Here is a 14,035-nt window from a genome sequence, read left to right on the forward strand (position 1 = left end):
CACACCTTCGAATCTACCTGCGGCCACCGACAGCCCCCGGCCACGGGGGCCGGGATCGGCAGGTGATATTCGCCCCTACCCAGGGCCGCGGAGATGAACCCTCCGGAGCGGGCAGCTCACTCAGGCGGGTGCCTGGTCGACGTCGTCGGGTCCGTCGTCGCTCTCGCCGCTCTCACCCGTCTCGGCGAGCACGGGGGAGCCGTGGTGGGACCAGAGCTTCCAGCCCTCGGGCGTCCTGCGGAACGCGTTGGTGGCGACCACGAGCTGCCCGACCAGCGGGCCCAGCTCACCGGCCTCCTCGGCGGGGCCCCCGCTGAGGATGTTCTCGGTGCAGGTGACCAGAGCGGTGTCGTCGGCCACGGTGACCACCACATCCGTCAGGAAGAACTGGATGTACTCGGTGTTCGCCATGATCAGCGCGTAGGACCTGAGTACGTCGCCGCGGCCGGAGAGCACCGGCCAGCCGGGGTGGACGCAGGAGATCTCGTCGTGCAGCCAGAGCGTGGACAGCGCGTCGAAGTCGCCCCGCTCCATCGTCTCGTAGAAGGCCGTGTTGGCGAGCTCGACCTCTTCCACGTCGGTGGCCGCCGTCATGCGGCACCCTCGACCGCGCGGGCCACCCGGACCGCGTCGGCCGTGGCCCGTACCTCGTGGACCCGGACGGCCCAGGCGCCCGCGTGCGCGGCGAGCGCGGACACGGCGGCGGTGGCGGCGTCCCGCTCGCGGGCGGGGGGCGGAGCGGCACCCCCGTGGGCCAGCACCCGGCCCAGGAAGCGTTTGCGGGACGCGGCGACCAGCAGCGGGTGGCCGAGTGTGCGCAGCTCCGCCAGGTGGGCGACGAGCGCCAGGTCGTGCTCGGCGTCCTTGGCGAAGCCGAGGCCCGGGTCGACGACGATCCGCTCGGGCGTGATCCCCCCGTCGACCGCCGCGTCCACCCGGGCGCGCAGCTCGGCGACGACCTCCGCGACGACGTCGGCGTAGACCGCGCGTCCGGCCATCGACTCGCTGAAGCCGCGCCAGTGCATCACCACGAACGGGACCCCCGCGGCGGCCACCACCGGGACCATGGCCGGGTCGGCGAGCCCGCCGCTGACGTCGTTGACCAGGACGGCGCCGGCCTCGACCGACTGCTCGGCCACGGTGGCCCGCATGGTGTCGACGGAGACCGTGACGCCCTCGGAGACCAGCCCCCGCACGACGGGGACCACCCGGCGCAGCTCCTCACGGGCGTCGACCCGGCTGGCACCCGGGCGGGTGGACTCACCGCCCACGTCGACGAGGTCGGCGCCCTGGGCCACCAGGTCGAGGCCGTGCTTGACGGCTGCGTTGGTGTCGAACCAGCGTCCGCCGTCGGAGAAGGAGTCGGGCGTCACATTGACGACTCCCATGACCGCGCAGCGGTCCCACTCCGGCAGCCCTGCCACCCGGCCCCGCCCGTGCAACGTACTCATACCCCCAGCCTAGGGCCTTTTTTCCGCATCAGGACGGGGCCGGACACCGGACGCCGCGCGGCCGGGGCGGCATCCGGTGTCCGGCCACGGGTCCCGGCCCGCCACCGGCCCCCGGGGCGCGTTACGCCGCCCGTGCCCCGCTCTCGCTGCCCGTCCCTGTGAGGTGGGTGCACGGCCGCTTCGCGACCCGCTCGCGCCGTGAGAAGGGCCACGGCAGCCCCAGATTGACGAAGCCCTCGGCCTGCATGGCCGCGAAGCCGATGCGCGGCAGGTCGCCGGTGTTGCGGAAGACCACGAAGCGGGGCTCCCAGCGGGGCTGGAACTTCGCGTTGAACTTGTACAGCGACTCGATCTGGAACCACCGGGACAGGAACACCAGCAGCCCCCGCCACCCCCGCAGGACCGGGCCCGCGCCGATCTTCTCGCCGCGGGCCAGGGCCGAGCGGAACATCGCGAAGTTGAGGGAGACCCGCGCGACGCCGAGCCCGGGGGAGGCCTGGAGGGCCGCGACGATCAGCAGCTCGTTCATCCCGGGGTCGGCGGCCCGGTCGCGGCGCATCAGCTCCAGCGACATGCCGTCCCTGCCCCACGGTACGAAGTGGATGATCGCCTTCAGATCGCCGTACGGGGAGTCGGCGTCGTCGGCCTTGTGGGCGGTGGCGATGACGCAGTCCCCGTCGCCAGGGTCGCCGATCCGGCCCAGCGCCATCGAGAAACCGCGTTCGGTGTCGGTACCGCGCCAGGCGGCGGCCGCCGCCCTGATCCGCTCAAGCTCGGTATCGCCCACATCACGGACGCGCCGGACCCGCGTCTCGTAGCCACCGCGCTCGATGCGCTTCACCATCTGGCGTACGTTGCGCATCGCCCGCCCGGCGAGGGAGAAATCCACGACATCCACCACCGCCTCGTCCCCGAGCTCCAGCGCGTCGAGACCGGTCTCGCGGGTCCAGACCTCGCCGCCGGTCTCGCTGCACCCCATCACCGCGGGGGTCCAGGAGTGCAGCTTGGCCTCGTCCATGAAGCGCTCGATCGCACCTGGCCACGCCTCGACGTCGCCGATGGGGTCGCCGCTGGCCAGCATCACCCCGGAGACGACCCGGTAGCAGACGGCCGCCTTGCCGCTCGGGGAGAAGACGACGCCCTTGTCACGGCGGAGCGCGAAGTGGCCGAGTGAATCGCGTCCGCCGTGTTTCGCCAGCAGGGCCCGCAGCTGTTTCTCGTCCTCGTCGGTGAGGCGCGCCGCCGGGTGTTCGGGGCGGAAGGCCAGATAGATGGTGGTGACGGCGGTCAGCAGGCCCAGGGCACCGAGCGAGTAGGCCACGGTCCAGGAGGTGTTGCCCTGGTACTCGACCGGGCCCTCGAAGCCGAACAGTCCGTACAGGACGTGCTGGAGGCGGTCGGCGATGCTCGGGCTGCCGACGACCCGCCCCGGGTGGACGGACACGATGACCAGCCCGAGGCCGAGCGAGCCCGCGCCGAGCACCACGAAGTTGGCGAGCGCCTTCCACCGGCTGCGCGGATCGGGCAGCGCCTCGAACTCGGTGCGGTGGCGTACGACCAGGGTCAGCAGCACCAGCGAGATCAGTACCCCGACGATCGAGTGCCGGTAGCCGAACTGCGCCACGGCGCCGACGGGGAGCAGCACGACGGAGGCCCGCCAGGCCCTGCGCTTACGGCGTTTGAGGCCGTGGGCGAGGAGGAGCAGCAGCACCCCCACGCAGAGCGCGAGAGCCGCGGTGAACGGCCCCAGCGCGCCGGGCAGCACCTCGGCCACGGTGTGCATCCGGCTGTGCCGGAACCGGGGGAAGGCCCCGCCGGCGATGTCGAGCAGGCCTACGACCGCACAGGCCGTCCCTACCAGGGAGGGGACGGTCTCGGGGCGAGGGCCCCGGAAGATCCGCCGGACACTCTTCGGAACCATTACCGACTTTTCCCCATCTACCGGCACAGACATCGCTTCCCACGGCTCCACAAGAGGTTCTGTGTCCGCCGATCGCCGAAATCGGCGCAGCATCCGGACATTTTGTGTCCTCTAGGACGGCAATTACGGGGCGCGGGTTCATCCCTCACCCGGAAAAATCTCTCCGCAGAAAGCTCGGCTTCCCATGGGTCTCACCAGCCACAAGGTTCTGGCGCTCGCCGCGCTGCTGGCCATCGTCCTCTTCGCCGCGACGATCTGGCTCTGGCCGCGCCTGGCACGCCGCAGCGGCCGCGCCGTGGCCGGGCGCGTCGGTCTGTTCCTCGCGACCCAGGTGGCGGTCTTCGCCGCGATAGGGCTCATGGCCAACAACTCCTTCCTCTTCTACGGCTCGTGGGCCGATCTGTTCGGTCAGGAGCAGACGCCTGGTGTGGTCGTCGACCACGACGCGGGCAGCCGTGACGTCCGGGTCGTGGGAAGGCAGGGCCTGGACGTACGCGGTGGCACCACGCCGGCCGTCGCCGGGCAGATACAGAAGGTCGTGATCCAGGGCCGGACGTCGAAGATAGCCAGTTCCGCCTACGTTTATCTGCCTCCTCAGTATTTCCAGCGGGCGTACATGAGAAGAACGTTCCCGGCGGCGGTGGTCCTCACCGGCTATCCGGGCACCGCGGAGAACCTGCTGCACGGTCTGCACTATCCGCGCACCGAGCTCGACGCGATACAGGCCGGGAAGATGCAGCCCCTGGTGCTGGTGATGCTGCGGCCCACGGTGGCTCCGCCCCGGGACACCGAGTGCGTGAACATAAAGGGCGGGCCGCAGAGCGAGACGTTCTTCGCGAAGGACCTGCCGGGGGCCGTCAGGACCGCGTACCGCGTCGGCGGAGGGCCGGGCAACTGGGGCTCCATAGGGGACTCGACGGGCGGGTACTGCGCGTTGAAAATGGCGGTGCATCACCCGGACGTGTACGGGGCGGGGGCGGGGCTCTCCGCGTACTACCGGGCGGCCGAGGACCCGACGACGGGCGACCTGTTCCAGGGCGACGGGGCGGAGCGGCGGCGCGCGGACCTGATGTGGAGCCTGGACCACCGGCCCGCCCCTCGCACCTCGTTGCTCGTCACCACGAGCAGGAAGGGCGAGGGGAACTACCGCAACACGATGCGGTTCATCGACAAGGTGAAGCCGCCCACCCGGCTGTCGTCGATCACGCTGACGAGCGGGGGGCACAACTTCAACACCTGGCGGCGTGAGATACCCGCCGGCCTCGTGTGGCTGAGCCAGCGGCTCACCGGCCGCTGACGGTCTCCAGCTCCACCTCGTCGCGCGGGATGTCCCGGGCGTCGGCAGCGGTGGAGCGGCGCAGCGCCTCGTGCAGCCCGGCCGGGGTCAGTACGCCCAGGAACCGGCCGCCGTTCTCCTCGTCGGTCACCGCGATCCACCCGGCGTCGTACTGGAGCATGGTGGCGAAGGCCTGCTTGAGCGAGGCCCCGACAGGCAGCCGGGCCTCCATGCGGCGGGCGTGCTCACGCACCGCCCCCCTTGCCGTGGCGGCCTGCCCGGCGGAGATCCAGCCGTGCGGATTCCCCTCACGGTCGAGGACGACCGCCCAGCCCGGCAGGGTGGCGGGCAGCGGATCGTCGAGGTGCACCACCGGGGGCTGCTCCAGATCGCCCGGCTCGACCGGGGTCACCGAGAGCCGCCTGAGCCCGCGGTCGGCGCCGACGAAGTCCGCCACGGAGGGCGTGGCGGGCGCGCCGAGCACCGCGGCCGGGGCGTCGAACTGCTCGATCGTGCCCTGCCCGTAGACCGCGATGCGGTCCCCCAGCCGTACGGCCTCCTCGATGTCGTGGGTGACGAAGAGGACGGTCTTGCGCACGGACTTCTGGAGCGCGAGGAACTCGTTCTGGAGGCGTTCGCGCACGACCGGGTCGACCGCGCCGAACGGCTCGTCCATCAGCAGGACGGGCGGGTCCGCGGCCAGCGCCCTCGCCACCCCGACCCGCTGGCGCTGACCGCCGGAGAGCTGCTCGGGGTAGCGGCCGCCGTACACGGACGGGTCGAGCCCCACCAGGTCGAGGAGTTCGGCGGCCCTGGCGCGGGCGGTGGCCCGCCTGACGCCCAGCAGGTGCGGGACGGTCGCGGTGTTGTCCAGCACCGTCTTGTGCGGGAAGAGGCCGACCTGCTGGATCACATAGCCGATGCGGCGGCGGAGTTCGACGGGGTCGGTGGCGGATATGTCGTCCCCGTCGACGTATATCCGGCCACCGGTCGGCTCGATCAGCCGGTTGACCATCTTCATCGTCGTGGTCTTCCCGCAGCCGGACGGCCCGACCAGGGTGACCAGTTCACCTTCGGCGACCTCGAAGGAGAGGTTGTCGACGGCGGTCGTGCCGTCGGCGTACCGCTTGGTGACGTTTTCGAATCGGATCATGATTCCCCATTGTGACGGGCCGGTTGTGAAGGCCATGTTGCTGCAGTGCGACGGATCCCGGCATTGTCAGTGGCCGGGGATAGGGTCGCCACTGAGTTGACGAAACCGACGGGGGCCGGAGCGTCCGGAGTGCGGCGCGAGCCGGGAGGTGGGGCGGGATGAGCGGGCAGAACTGCCTGGCGAGGAACGACTGGCTCTGCTGGGACTACGTCACATCCCGCAGCCAGGAGCTGACCGACGCGACCGTCCAGCACATCTGGATCACCGCGGTGTCGGTGCTGATCGGCCTGGTGGTGGCCTTCCCGCTGGCGCTGCTCGCCCGCCGCGGGCGGGTGTTCGCCGGTCCGGTGCTCGGGCTGACGACCGTGCTCTACACCGTTCCCTCGCTGGCGATGTTCTCGCTGCTGCTGCCGTGGTTCGGGCTGTCGGCGGCGCTGGTGATCACCGGTCTCGTGCTCTACTCGCTGACCGTCCTCGTACGGAACATCCTGGCCGGTCTGGCCGCCGTCCCCGAGGACGCCCGGGAGGCGGCGCGGGGGATGGGGTACGGAGCGGCCAGGCTGCTCTGGGAGGTCGAGCTGCCGCTGGCGCTGCCCGCGCTGTTCGCCGGGGTGCGGATCGCCACGGTCTCGACGGTGGCACTGACGACGGTCGGCTCGATCGTCGGCAAGGGCGGCCTCGGCAATCTCATCTCGGACGCGCTGCCGACCCTCTTCAAGGCGCAGGTGCTGACCGCGTCCGTGCTCTGCGTCCTGCTGGCCGTCCTGGCCGATCTGTTGCTGCTCGGCGTCGAGCGGCTGCTCACGCCCTGGACCCGAATACGGACGCCGAGAGCTGTCCGGACGGCTGAGGCGGTCTGATCATGGGCGAGTTGACCGGTGCCTGGACATGGCTGACGACGGGGTCGAACTGGTCGGGGGAGAGCGGGGCGGAGCACCGGCTGGCCGAGCATCTGACGGTCAGCGGGATCGCGTTCGCGCTGGCGTGCCTCATCGCGCTGCCGGTCGCCCTCCGCCTCGGCCACCTCGGCCGGGGCGGCGCGCTGGCGGTGAACGTCTCCAACGCGGGTCGCGCGATCCCCACGTTCGCGGTGCTCGCGCTGCTGCTGCTCACCCCGCTGCGCTCGCACGGGGATCTGCCGACCGTGATCGCCCTGGTGCTCTTCGCCGTACCGCCGCTGCTGACCAACGCGTACACCGGGATGCGCGAGGTGGACCGGTCCGTGGTGGAGGCGGCGCGGGGGATGGGGATGTCGGGGCGGCAGCTGTTCCTGCGGGTGGAACTCCCGCTCGCGTACCCGCTGATCATGACCGGGCTCAGGTCGGCGGCGGTCCAGGTGATCGCCACGGCGACCCTGGCCGCGATGACGGGCGGCGGCGGTCTTGGCCGGATCATCACCGCCGGGTTCAACACGTACGACACCGCGCAGGTGGTGGCAGGAGCGCTCCTCGTCGCCGCGCTGGCCCTGGTCGTCGAGGGACTGCTGGTGGTGGCGGACCGGCTGCTCGACCCGCGGCGCAAGGCGGCCTGAGGGCGGCCTGCCGCCGACGCCCTCTCCCTCAATGTTCTTCTCTCACCTGTCACTTGGAGTGGACCTCATGATCAAAACCTCGCGGATAGCCGGCGCCGTGCTCGGCGTGGTGGCTCTGACCGGCTCCCTCGCGGCGTGCGGCGGCGACAGCCTGGAGAAGGGCAAGGACGGCGGCGGTTCGAGTGCGTCGGCCGGTTCCGGCAAGAAGGGCTCGCTCGTCGTCGGCGCGGCCGGTTTCACCGAGTCGAAGGTGCTTGCCGCGCTGTACAGCCAGGTGCTCGCCCACGCCGGATACAAGACATCGGTCACCTCGGTGAACAACCGCGAACTCTACGAACCCTCACTGGAGAAGGGCCAGATCGACGTCGTACCGGAATACGCGGCCACCCTCGCCGAATTCCTCAACGCCAAGACCAACGGCGCCAAGGAGGCCGAGAAGAAGCCCGTCGCCTCCGGCGATGTCGCGGCGACCGTGGCAGCGCTGCAGAAGCTCGCAGGACCGCGCGGTCTGAAGGTGCTTCCGGCCGGCGGCGCCGTCGACCAGAACGCCTTCGCCGTGACGAAGGAATTCGCCGCGAAGAACAAGCTCAAGACCCTTTCGGATCTGGGGAGGTCGAAGGCGAAGGTCAAGATCGCGGCAGGGGACGAATGCACCGTGCGGCCGTTCTGCGCACCGGGGCTGAAGTCGGCGTACGGCATTGACGTCACCGGCATCGATCCCAAGGGTGTCGGCACCCCGCAGGCCAAGCAGGCGGTCAAGGACGGCACCGATCAGCTGGTGCTCACCACCACGACCGACGCCACGCTGGACACCTATGGTCTGGTCCTGCTCCAGGACGACAAGAAGCTCCAGAACGCGGACAATCTGCTGCCCGTCGTGAATGCCAAGGACGCGGGCAGCCCGGAGATCGCGGCGGCTCTCGCCAAGCTCACTTCGGCGCTGACGACGGCCGATCTGGTCCGGCTGAACCGCAAGGTCGACTCCGAGCGGGCGAAGCCCGACGATGTCGCGAAGGACTATCTGAAGGCGAAGAGCTTGATCAACTAGCCGGGTCCCGGGGAATGGCGGGAAGCAGGTCCGGCTGTTCGAGGTAACTGCTGAGGAACAAATCCCGGTGCGGTCGTCCATTCGGCTCACACGCACGGTAAATTTCGAGCCATGCCACGTGGACGCCACCGCCATTCCCCACCCCTGCACCGGCTGCTCCAGCCTTCGGCCGTAGCCGGTGCTTCGCTTCTTCTCGCCGCCGGCGCCTGGCTGTTCGCGGATCCTCTCGTGCTCCGCTGTCTGGTCGCGGCGACCGCCGCCGCAGCGGTGACCGGTGCGGTCCTCATGCGGAGCTGGGACCGGGTGGCGGGCCGCAGAGTCGCCGAGCTGACCCGTTCACGGGCTGCCGGGGAGTGGCGGGCCGAGGAGCGCACCGCCGAGCTGGAGGGCGATCTGGAGGAGTCGCGCGCGCTGCGCGTCAAGCTGGAGGGGAAGCTGCGCTCCAAGCGGGCCGAGCTGGCAGGGCTGCGCGGTGAGCACGCCGCCCTGCTGCGCCGGTACGCGACCGCCGAGACCGAGCGGGCGGGCGCGCTGGAAGGCCGCAGGCTCCTGGCCATCGAGGCGGCGGCCCCGGCCGCCGCCAGGGTCGCCCTGCCGGCCGCGCGCTCCACGCCCACCCCGGCCGCTTACGCGCAGGCGGCGCGGGCCCTCGGCGCGCTGAGCCACAACGCGGCGGCCCAGCGGGCCGAGCGCGAGCAGCGGACCCAGCAGGGCCGGCGTGAGCAGCAGGGCCGGCGTGAGCAGCAGGACCGGCGTGAGCAGCGGGAGGCGGCGAAGCCGGAGGGGAAGCCGACGGCGGCCGCCGCCGAGCACACGCGCCCGCCGTCAGCTCTGCCTGCTCCGCGTCGCGTTCCGGCGACCGCCGTCGCCCCGTACACCCCGCAGCAGGGCCGCGCGCCCCGGCCCGTCGGCGGCTTCGACTTCTTCGGCATGCAGAACACGCAGATCCAGAAGGCTGTTCCGGCGCTGGAGCCCGCGCAGCTGGCCGCCGTGCAGAACGAGGATCTGGCCGATGTGGTGGGGGCGGAGGCCATCGCCGCGCACCGCGCCGAGACGGGGCTCTCCCCGGCCGGTTCCGGCGGTGGCCCCGGCGAGGACATCGGGAACGACGCCGAGCGCGGTGTCGGCCAGGTCATCGACCTGACCGAGCACGACGAGACGGAGCAGATCGACGTGGGAGTGCTGCGCACCGCGATCTCGTAACGGACGTCCGGCAGCACCCGGCCCGGGCCCCGCTGGGGTCCGGGCCGCTGTGCGTTCTGCGGCGTTGTGCGAGGCGTGCCGGACGGGGCCACGGCACGCCGGACGGGCCACGGGGTGCCAGGAGGCCACGGCGTACCGGGAGGCCAAAGCACGCCGGGGGGCCGCCCGCGGATCTACGCCCGCGTGCCGCCTACTTGTCGATGTCGCCGACCACGAAGAAGAGCGAGCCCAGGATCGCCACCATGTCGGCGACCAGGGTGCCGGGGAGCAGTTCGGTCAGCGCCTGGATGTTGTTGAAGGACGCCGACCGGAGCTTGAGGCGGTACGGGGTCTTCTCGCCCCTGGACACCAGGTAGTAGCCGTTGATGCCGAGCGGGTTCTCGGTCCAGGCGTACGTCTCGCCCTCGGGGGCCTTCAGCACCTTCGGGAGCCGCTGGTTGACCGGTCCTGGGGCCAGCGCGGCCAGCCGGTCAAGACAGGCGTCGGCCAGGTCGAGCGCGTTGTGCGTCTGCGCCAGCAGCACCTCGAAGCGCGCCAGGCAGTCGCCCTCCTCGCGGGTGACGACCTTCAGGGTGTCCTGGAGATCGCCGTACGCGAGATACGGCTCGTCGCGGCGCAGATCGAAGTCGACGCCCGAGCCGCGCGCGATCGGTCCGCTCACCCCGTAGGCGTGCACGGCGGCGCTGGAGAGGACACCCACCCCGCGGGTGCGGCCCCGGAAGATCTCGTTGCCGAGGACCAGGTCGTCGTAGACGTCCATGCGCGAGCGCACGTCGGCGACGGCGTCGCGCGCGCGGCCGGCCCAGCCCGCGGGAAGGTCCTCCTTGAGGCCGCCGACCCGGTTGAACATGTAGTGCATCCGGCCGCCGGAGACCTCCTCCATGACCGTCTGGATCACTTCGCGCTCGCGGAAGGCGTGGAACACCGGGGTGATGCCGCCCAGTTCGAGGGGGTACGAGCCGAGGAACATCAGGTGGTTCAGGACCCGGTTCAGCTCGGCGAGGAGCGTACGCGTCCAGACCGCGCGTTCGGGGACCTCCATGCCGAGCATGCGCTCCACGGCCATCACGACGCCCAGCTCGTTCGAGAAGGCGGAGAGCCAGTCGTGCCGGTTGGCGAGCATGATGATCTGGCGGTAGTCGCGGGCCTCGAAGAGCTTCTCGGCGCCCCGGTGCATGTAGCCGATGACCGGCTCGGCCTGCTGGATGCGTTCGCCGTCCAGGACCAGGCGGAGGCGGAGCACTCCGTGGGTGGAAGGGTGCTGGGGGCCGATGTTGAGCACCATGTCGGTGCTCTCCGCGGCGCCGCCGATGCCGACCGTCGTCTCCGTCATACGGGCCAGTATCCCCGGCGGAAGGCCGCCCCCTCACCTGCCCCCTTCCCGGTGGCCGCCCTCTCCCTGCCCGCGGTGCCCGCCCTTCCGGCCCCCGTCCGGGGCCACCGGCTGCATCAGCCACCCGAAGTCCCCCAGCCCGCCGACGGCCGTCAGCTCGGCGGCCTCGCCCGCCGTTGTCAGGCCCCTGACGTACGCGGCGGGGTCCGTCGACGCCAGTGCCAGGGGCGGGCGTCCGCCGCTGACCCCCAGGGCGTGCAGGGCCTCCCGCTGGGTCCGCAGCCCGGCCCCCGGCAGCGCGCACGCGTCCAGCGCCACGTGGGCGGTGATGTCGCAGCTCCCGTCCGGCACCGGGCGCACCTCGCGGCCCTCCCGGAAGCCGGTGAGCGTGCCGAAGGGCGGGCGGGCCGTGCGCGGGTGGGCGTAGTCGACGGCCACCGCGAGGCCCGCCCGCAGTGTTCCGGCCGCCGCGGCCCACGCCGCGTCGCGCGGGCGGCCGATCTCGGCACGGGTGCCCGGCCCGTCCAGCGGCCACCACCGCTCAAGCCACCGGGCGTCCGCGCCGGTCACCGGCGCGCCGAGCCGCTCCGCGCCGTCCGACGTGCGGACCTGCACATAGCGCGGCGTTCCGGCCGGATCGGCCTCCGCCACGTCGACCGGCACGTTGTCCAGCCACTCGTTCGCGAAGAGCAGCCCGCGTACCCGGGCCGGCGGCTCGGCGCACCAGACGACGCGTGCGTCGAGCCCGGCCGGACGGGGCGCGCGCTCGACCGCGTACGCCCGTACCGGGAAGTGCGCGGGCAGCGCGGCCAGCACCCCCGCCACCAGCTCACCGCGGCCCGCCGCCATGTCGACCAGGGCCGGCTCCGCGATGTCCAGCTCCGTCAGCAGCCGGGCGACGGCCGACGCGAAGAGGGGGGAGGCGTGCACCGAGGTACGGAAGTGGCCGGCGGGCCCCTCCGGCCGCAGATAGAAGCCATCCGGCCCGTACAGCGCGGTCTCCGTCGCCTCACGCCACCCGCGCCACTCATCAGTCACGACGTCAAGTCTCCACCTTGGGGAGTACTCCCCGGGCGACCGGATCGGCCCTTCGGTTGACACGTGCACCTGTCGGGCTTCCCTACGCTGGGTTACGTGCAGCGTCTCTACGCCTTCATCCGCAGACACCCGACTCTGGTCGACGGCTTCTGGGCCGTCATCCTCCTCGGGTTCTCCGCGATGCAGTGGGAGGCGGCCGATACCGGGAACGGGCACGACGCCAAGGCGGTGCCGATCTTCCTCGGGCTCTCCGCGGCAGTCGCCCTGCGGCGCAGGGCCCCCGAGAAGATGCTGCTCCTCGTCACGCTGCTGGGGGTGGCGCAGCTGGTCTTCGACGTCAGCTCGCTGCCCGCCGACTTCGCGATGCTGGTGCTGATCTACACCGTCGCCGCCGACGGGAAGCGCTGGGCCTCCCGGTTCGGGCTGATCGGGGGCGTGTGCGCGGGGGCACTCGCGCAGCTGCGCTGGCCCGAGGAGACGGTCACCAGCTGGGTGCAGCAGGCGTTCCTCACGATGGTGCTCACGGTTCCGTTCATCCTGGCCTGGGTGATGGGCGACTCGATGCGCACCCGCCGGGCGTACTTCGCGCAGCTGGAGGAGCGGGCCGCGCGTCTTGAGCGGGAGCGCGAGGCGCAGTCGAAGGTGGCGGTCGCGGGGGAGCGCGCCCGGATCGCCCGCGAACTCCACGACGTCGTGGCGCACAACGTCTCGGTGATGGTGGTCCAGGCGGACGGCGCCGCCTATGTCCTGGACGCCTCGCCCGACCAGGCCAAACAGGCGCTGGAGACCATCTCGTCCACCGGCCGTCAGGCGCTCGCGGAGATGCGCAGGCTGCTGGGCGTGCTGCGGACGGGCGACGCGCAGGAGAGCGGCGAGTACGTCCCGCAGCCCGATGTGCAGCAGATCGGGGACCTGGTCGAGCAGGTGCGGATCGCCGGTCTGACCGTGGACTTCCGTATCGAGGGGACACCGCGGCCGCTGCCCAGCGGTGTGGAGCTCACCGCGTACCGCATTGTGCAGGAGGCGCTCACCAACACCCGCAAGCACGGCGGTCCTGACGTGGGCGCCAGCGTGCGTCTCGTCTACTTCGACGACGGGCTGGGCCTGCTGGTCGAGGACGACGGCCGGGGCGCGGCGCACGAGCTGTACCAGGACGGCGGAGCGGACGGGCAGGGGCACGGTCTGATCGGCATGCGGGAGCGCATCGGCATGGTCGGGGGCACCCTGGACGCGGGCCCGCGGCCGGGCGGCGGATTCCGGATCAGCGCGCTGCTGCCGCTCAGGCCCGCCCACTAGGCCCGGTCCCGCCGGTCCGCCGCACGTTCCACCTGTTCCAACGAGAAGGGATTCTTACGAGATGGCGATCCGCGTGATGCTCGTCGACGACCAGGTGCTGCTGCGCACCGGCTTCCGGATGGTGCTCGCCGCCCAGCCGGACATGGAGGTCGTCGCGGAGGCGGGCGACGGCGCGGAGGCGATCGCCACTCTGCGGTCCGCGGCGGTCGACGTGGTGCTGATGGACGTGCGTATGCCCAAGCTGGACGGTGTCGAGGCGACCCGGCAGATCTGTGCGCGACCGGACGCGCCGAAGGTGCTGATCCTGACCACCTTCGACCTGGACGAGTACGCCTTCTCCGGGCTGAAGGCGGGGGCCAGCGGCTTCATGCTCAAGGACGTGCCCCCGGCCGAGCTGCTGGGCGCGATCCGGTCGGTCCACAGCGGTGACGCGGTGGTCGCGCCGTCGACGACGCGGCGGCTGCTCGACCGCTTCTCACCGATGCTGCCGAGCACGGTCGCCGATCCGCAGCACAAGGAGGTCGAGCGGCTCACGGACCGGGAGCGCGAAGTGATGCTGCTGGTCGCGCAGGGTCTGTCGAACGGCGAGATCGCCGCGCGGCTGGTGCTGTCGGAGGCCACGGTGAAGACCCACGTGGGCCGCATCCTCACCAAGCTGGAGCTGCGTGACCGCGTGCAGGTGGTCGTGATGGCGTACGAGACGGGGCTGGTCAGGGCCGGGGGCCGCTGAGACCGGGGCCGGGTCCGGCCCCGGCCGGACCCACGACCCGTGCCCCACCCCGCCG

General features: G+C 71.7%; 13 protein-coding genes. 7 read left to right on the forward strand and 6 right to left on the reverse strand.

Translation table 11 applies throughout. The annotated features are described in order from the left end of the window. Nucleotides 1-120: 120 nt before the first annotated feature. The 3 genes from OG917_RS19495 to OG917_RS19505 form a co-directional block, all read right to left on the reverse strand. Nucleotides 121-594, reverse strand: coding sequence for a nuclear transport factor 2 family protein (locus OG917_RS19495; protein WP_328318894.1), 474 nt, complete (start codon nucleotides 592-594; stop codon nucleotides 121-123). After that, nucleotides 591-1,451 (reverse strand): dihydropteroate synthase, encoded by an 861-nt coding sequence (folP, locus tag OG917_RS19500; protein WP_328318895.1) that lies wholly within the window; start codon nucleotides 1,449-1,451, stop codon nucleotides 591-593. The genes OG917_RS19495 and folP overlap by 4 nt, the downstream gene beginning before the upstream one ends. 121 nt (nucleotides 1,452-1,572) lie before the next feature. Continuing rightward, on the reverse strand, nucleotides 1,573-3,405 hold the full coding sequence (locus OG917_RS19505; protein ID WP_328318896.1) for a phosphatidylglycerol lysyltransferase domain-containing protein: 1,833 nt from the start codon (nucleotides 3,403-3,405) through the stop codon (nucleotides 1,573-1,575). Between the two features lie 151 nt (nucleotides 3,406-3,556). On the opposite strand from OG917_RS19505, the gene OG917_RS19510 reads away from it, so the two are divergent. Further along, nucleotides 3,557-4,669, forward strand: a complete 1,113-nt coding sequence (locus OG917_RS19510; RefSeq protein WP_328318897.1) for an alpha/beta hydrolase — start codon at nucleotides 3,557-3,559, stop codon at nucleotides 4,667-4,669. On the opposite strand, the gene OG917_RS19515 is transcribed toward OG917_RS19510, so the two are convergent. Next, nucleotides 4,656-5,801 (reverse strand): ABC transporter ATP-binding protein, encoded by a 1,146-nt coding sequence (locus OG917_RS19515; protein WP_328318898.1) that lies wholly within the window; start codon nucleotides 5,799-5,801, stop codon nucleotides 4,656-4,658. The two genes, OG917_RS19510 and OG917_RS19515, sit on opposite strands and share 14 nt — an antisense overlap. Nucleotides 5,802-5,959: 158 nt before the next feature. Between OG917_RS19515 and OG917_RS19520 the strand changes: the two genes are divergently transcribed. From OG917_RS19520 to OG917_RS19535, 4 genes are all read left to right on the forward strand, one after another. Beyond that, a complete protein-coding gene (locus OG917_RS19520) occupies nucleotides 5,960-6,661 on the forward strand; it encodes an ABC transporter permease (RefSeq protein ID WP_328318899.1) in 702 nt (233 codons plus the stop codon). A 2-nt stretch (nucleotides 6,662-6,663) separates the two neighbouring features. Beyond that, the gene (locus OG917_RS19525) at nucleotides 6,664-7,332 is read left to right on the forward strand and encodes an ABC transporter permease (protein WP_328318900.1); all 669 of its coding nucleotides are present in this window, start codon (nucleotides 6,664-6,666) and stop codon (nucleotides 7,330-7,332) included. Nucleotides 7,333-7,399: 67 nt separating this feature from the next. Further along, entirely contained in the window at nucleotides 7,400-8,380 is a 981-nt protein-coding gene (locus OG917_RS19530) for an ABC transporter substrate-binding protein (protein ID WP_328318901.1), read from the forward strand. Between the two features lie 111 nt (nucleotides 8,381-8,491). Continuing rightward, nucleotides 8,492-9,583: a hypothetical protein gene (locus OG917_RS19535; RefSeq protein ID WP_328318902.1), complete on the forward strand. Its 1,092-nt coding sequence runs from the start codon at nucleotides 8,492-8,494 to the stop codon at nucleotides 9,581-9,583. Nucleotides 9,584-9,773: 190 nt separating this feature from the next. On the opposite strand, the gene OG917_RS19540 is transcribed toward OG917_RS19535, so the two are convergent. Together OG917_RS19540 and OG917_RS19545 are read right to left on the reverse strand one after the other, a co-directional pair. After that, nucleotides 9,774-10,916 carry an NADH-quinone oxidoreductase subunit D gene (locus tag OG917_RS19540; RefSeq protein WP_328318903.1) on the reverse strand — a complete coding sequence of 381 codons (1,143 nt, stop codon included), beginning with the start codon at nucleotides 10,914-10,916 and terminating at the stop codon, nucleotides 9,774-9,776. Between the two features lie 33 nt (nucleotides 10,917-10,949). Further along, on the reverse strand, nucleotides 10,950-11,954 hold the full coding sequence (locus tag OG917_RS19545; protein WP_328318904.1) for an SAM-dependent methyltransferase: 1,005 nt from the start codon (nucleotides 11,952-11,954) through the stop codon (nucleotides 10,950-10,952). 96 nt (nucleotides 11,955-12,050) lie between these two features. On the opposite strand from OG917_RS19545, the gene OG917_RS19550 reads away from it, so the two are divergent. Continuing rightward, nucleotides 12,051-13,250 carry a sensor histidine kinase gene (locus OG917_RS19550; RefSeq protein WP_328318905.1) on the forward strand — a complete coding sequence of 400 codons (1,200 nt, stop codon included), beginning with the start codon at nucleotides 12,051-12,053 and terminating at the stop codon, nucleotides 13,248-13,250. Nucleotides 13,251-13,311: 61 nt separating this feature from the next. Further along, complete coding sequence (locus tag OG917_RS19555) at nucleotides 13,312-13,980, forward strand: response regulator transcription factor (protein WP_328318906.1); 669 nt, start codon at nucleotides 13,312-13,314, stop codon at nucleotides 13,978-13,980. The last annotated feature ends 55 nt before the right edge of the window (nucleotides 13,981-14,035 follow it).

The organism is Streptomyces sp. NBC_00388, assembly GCF_036061255.1.
Taxonomy (GTDB): Bacteria; Actinomycetota; Actinomycetes; order Streptomycetales; family Streptomycetaceae; genus Streptomyces.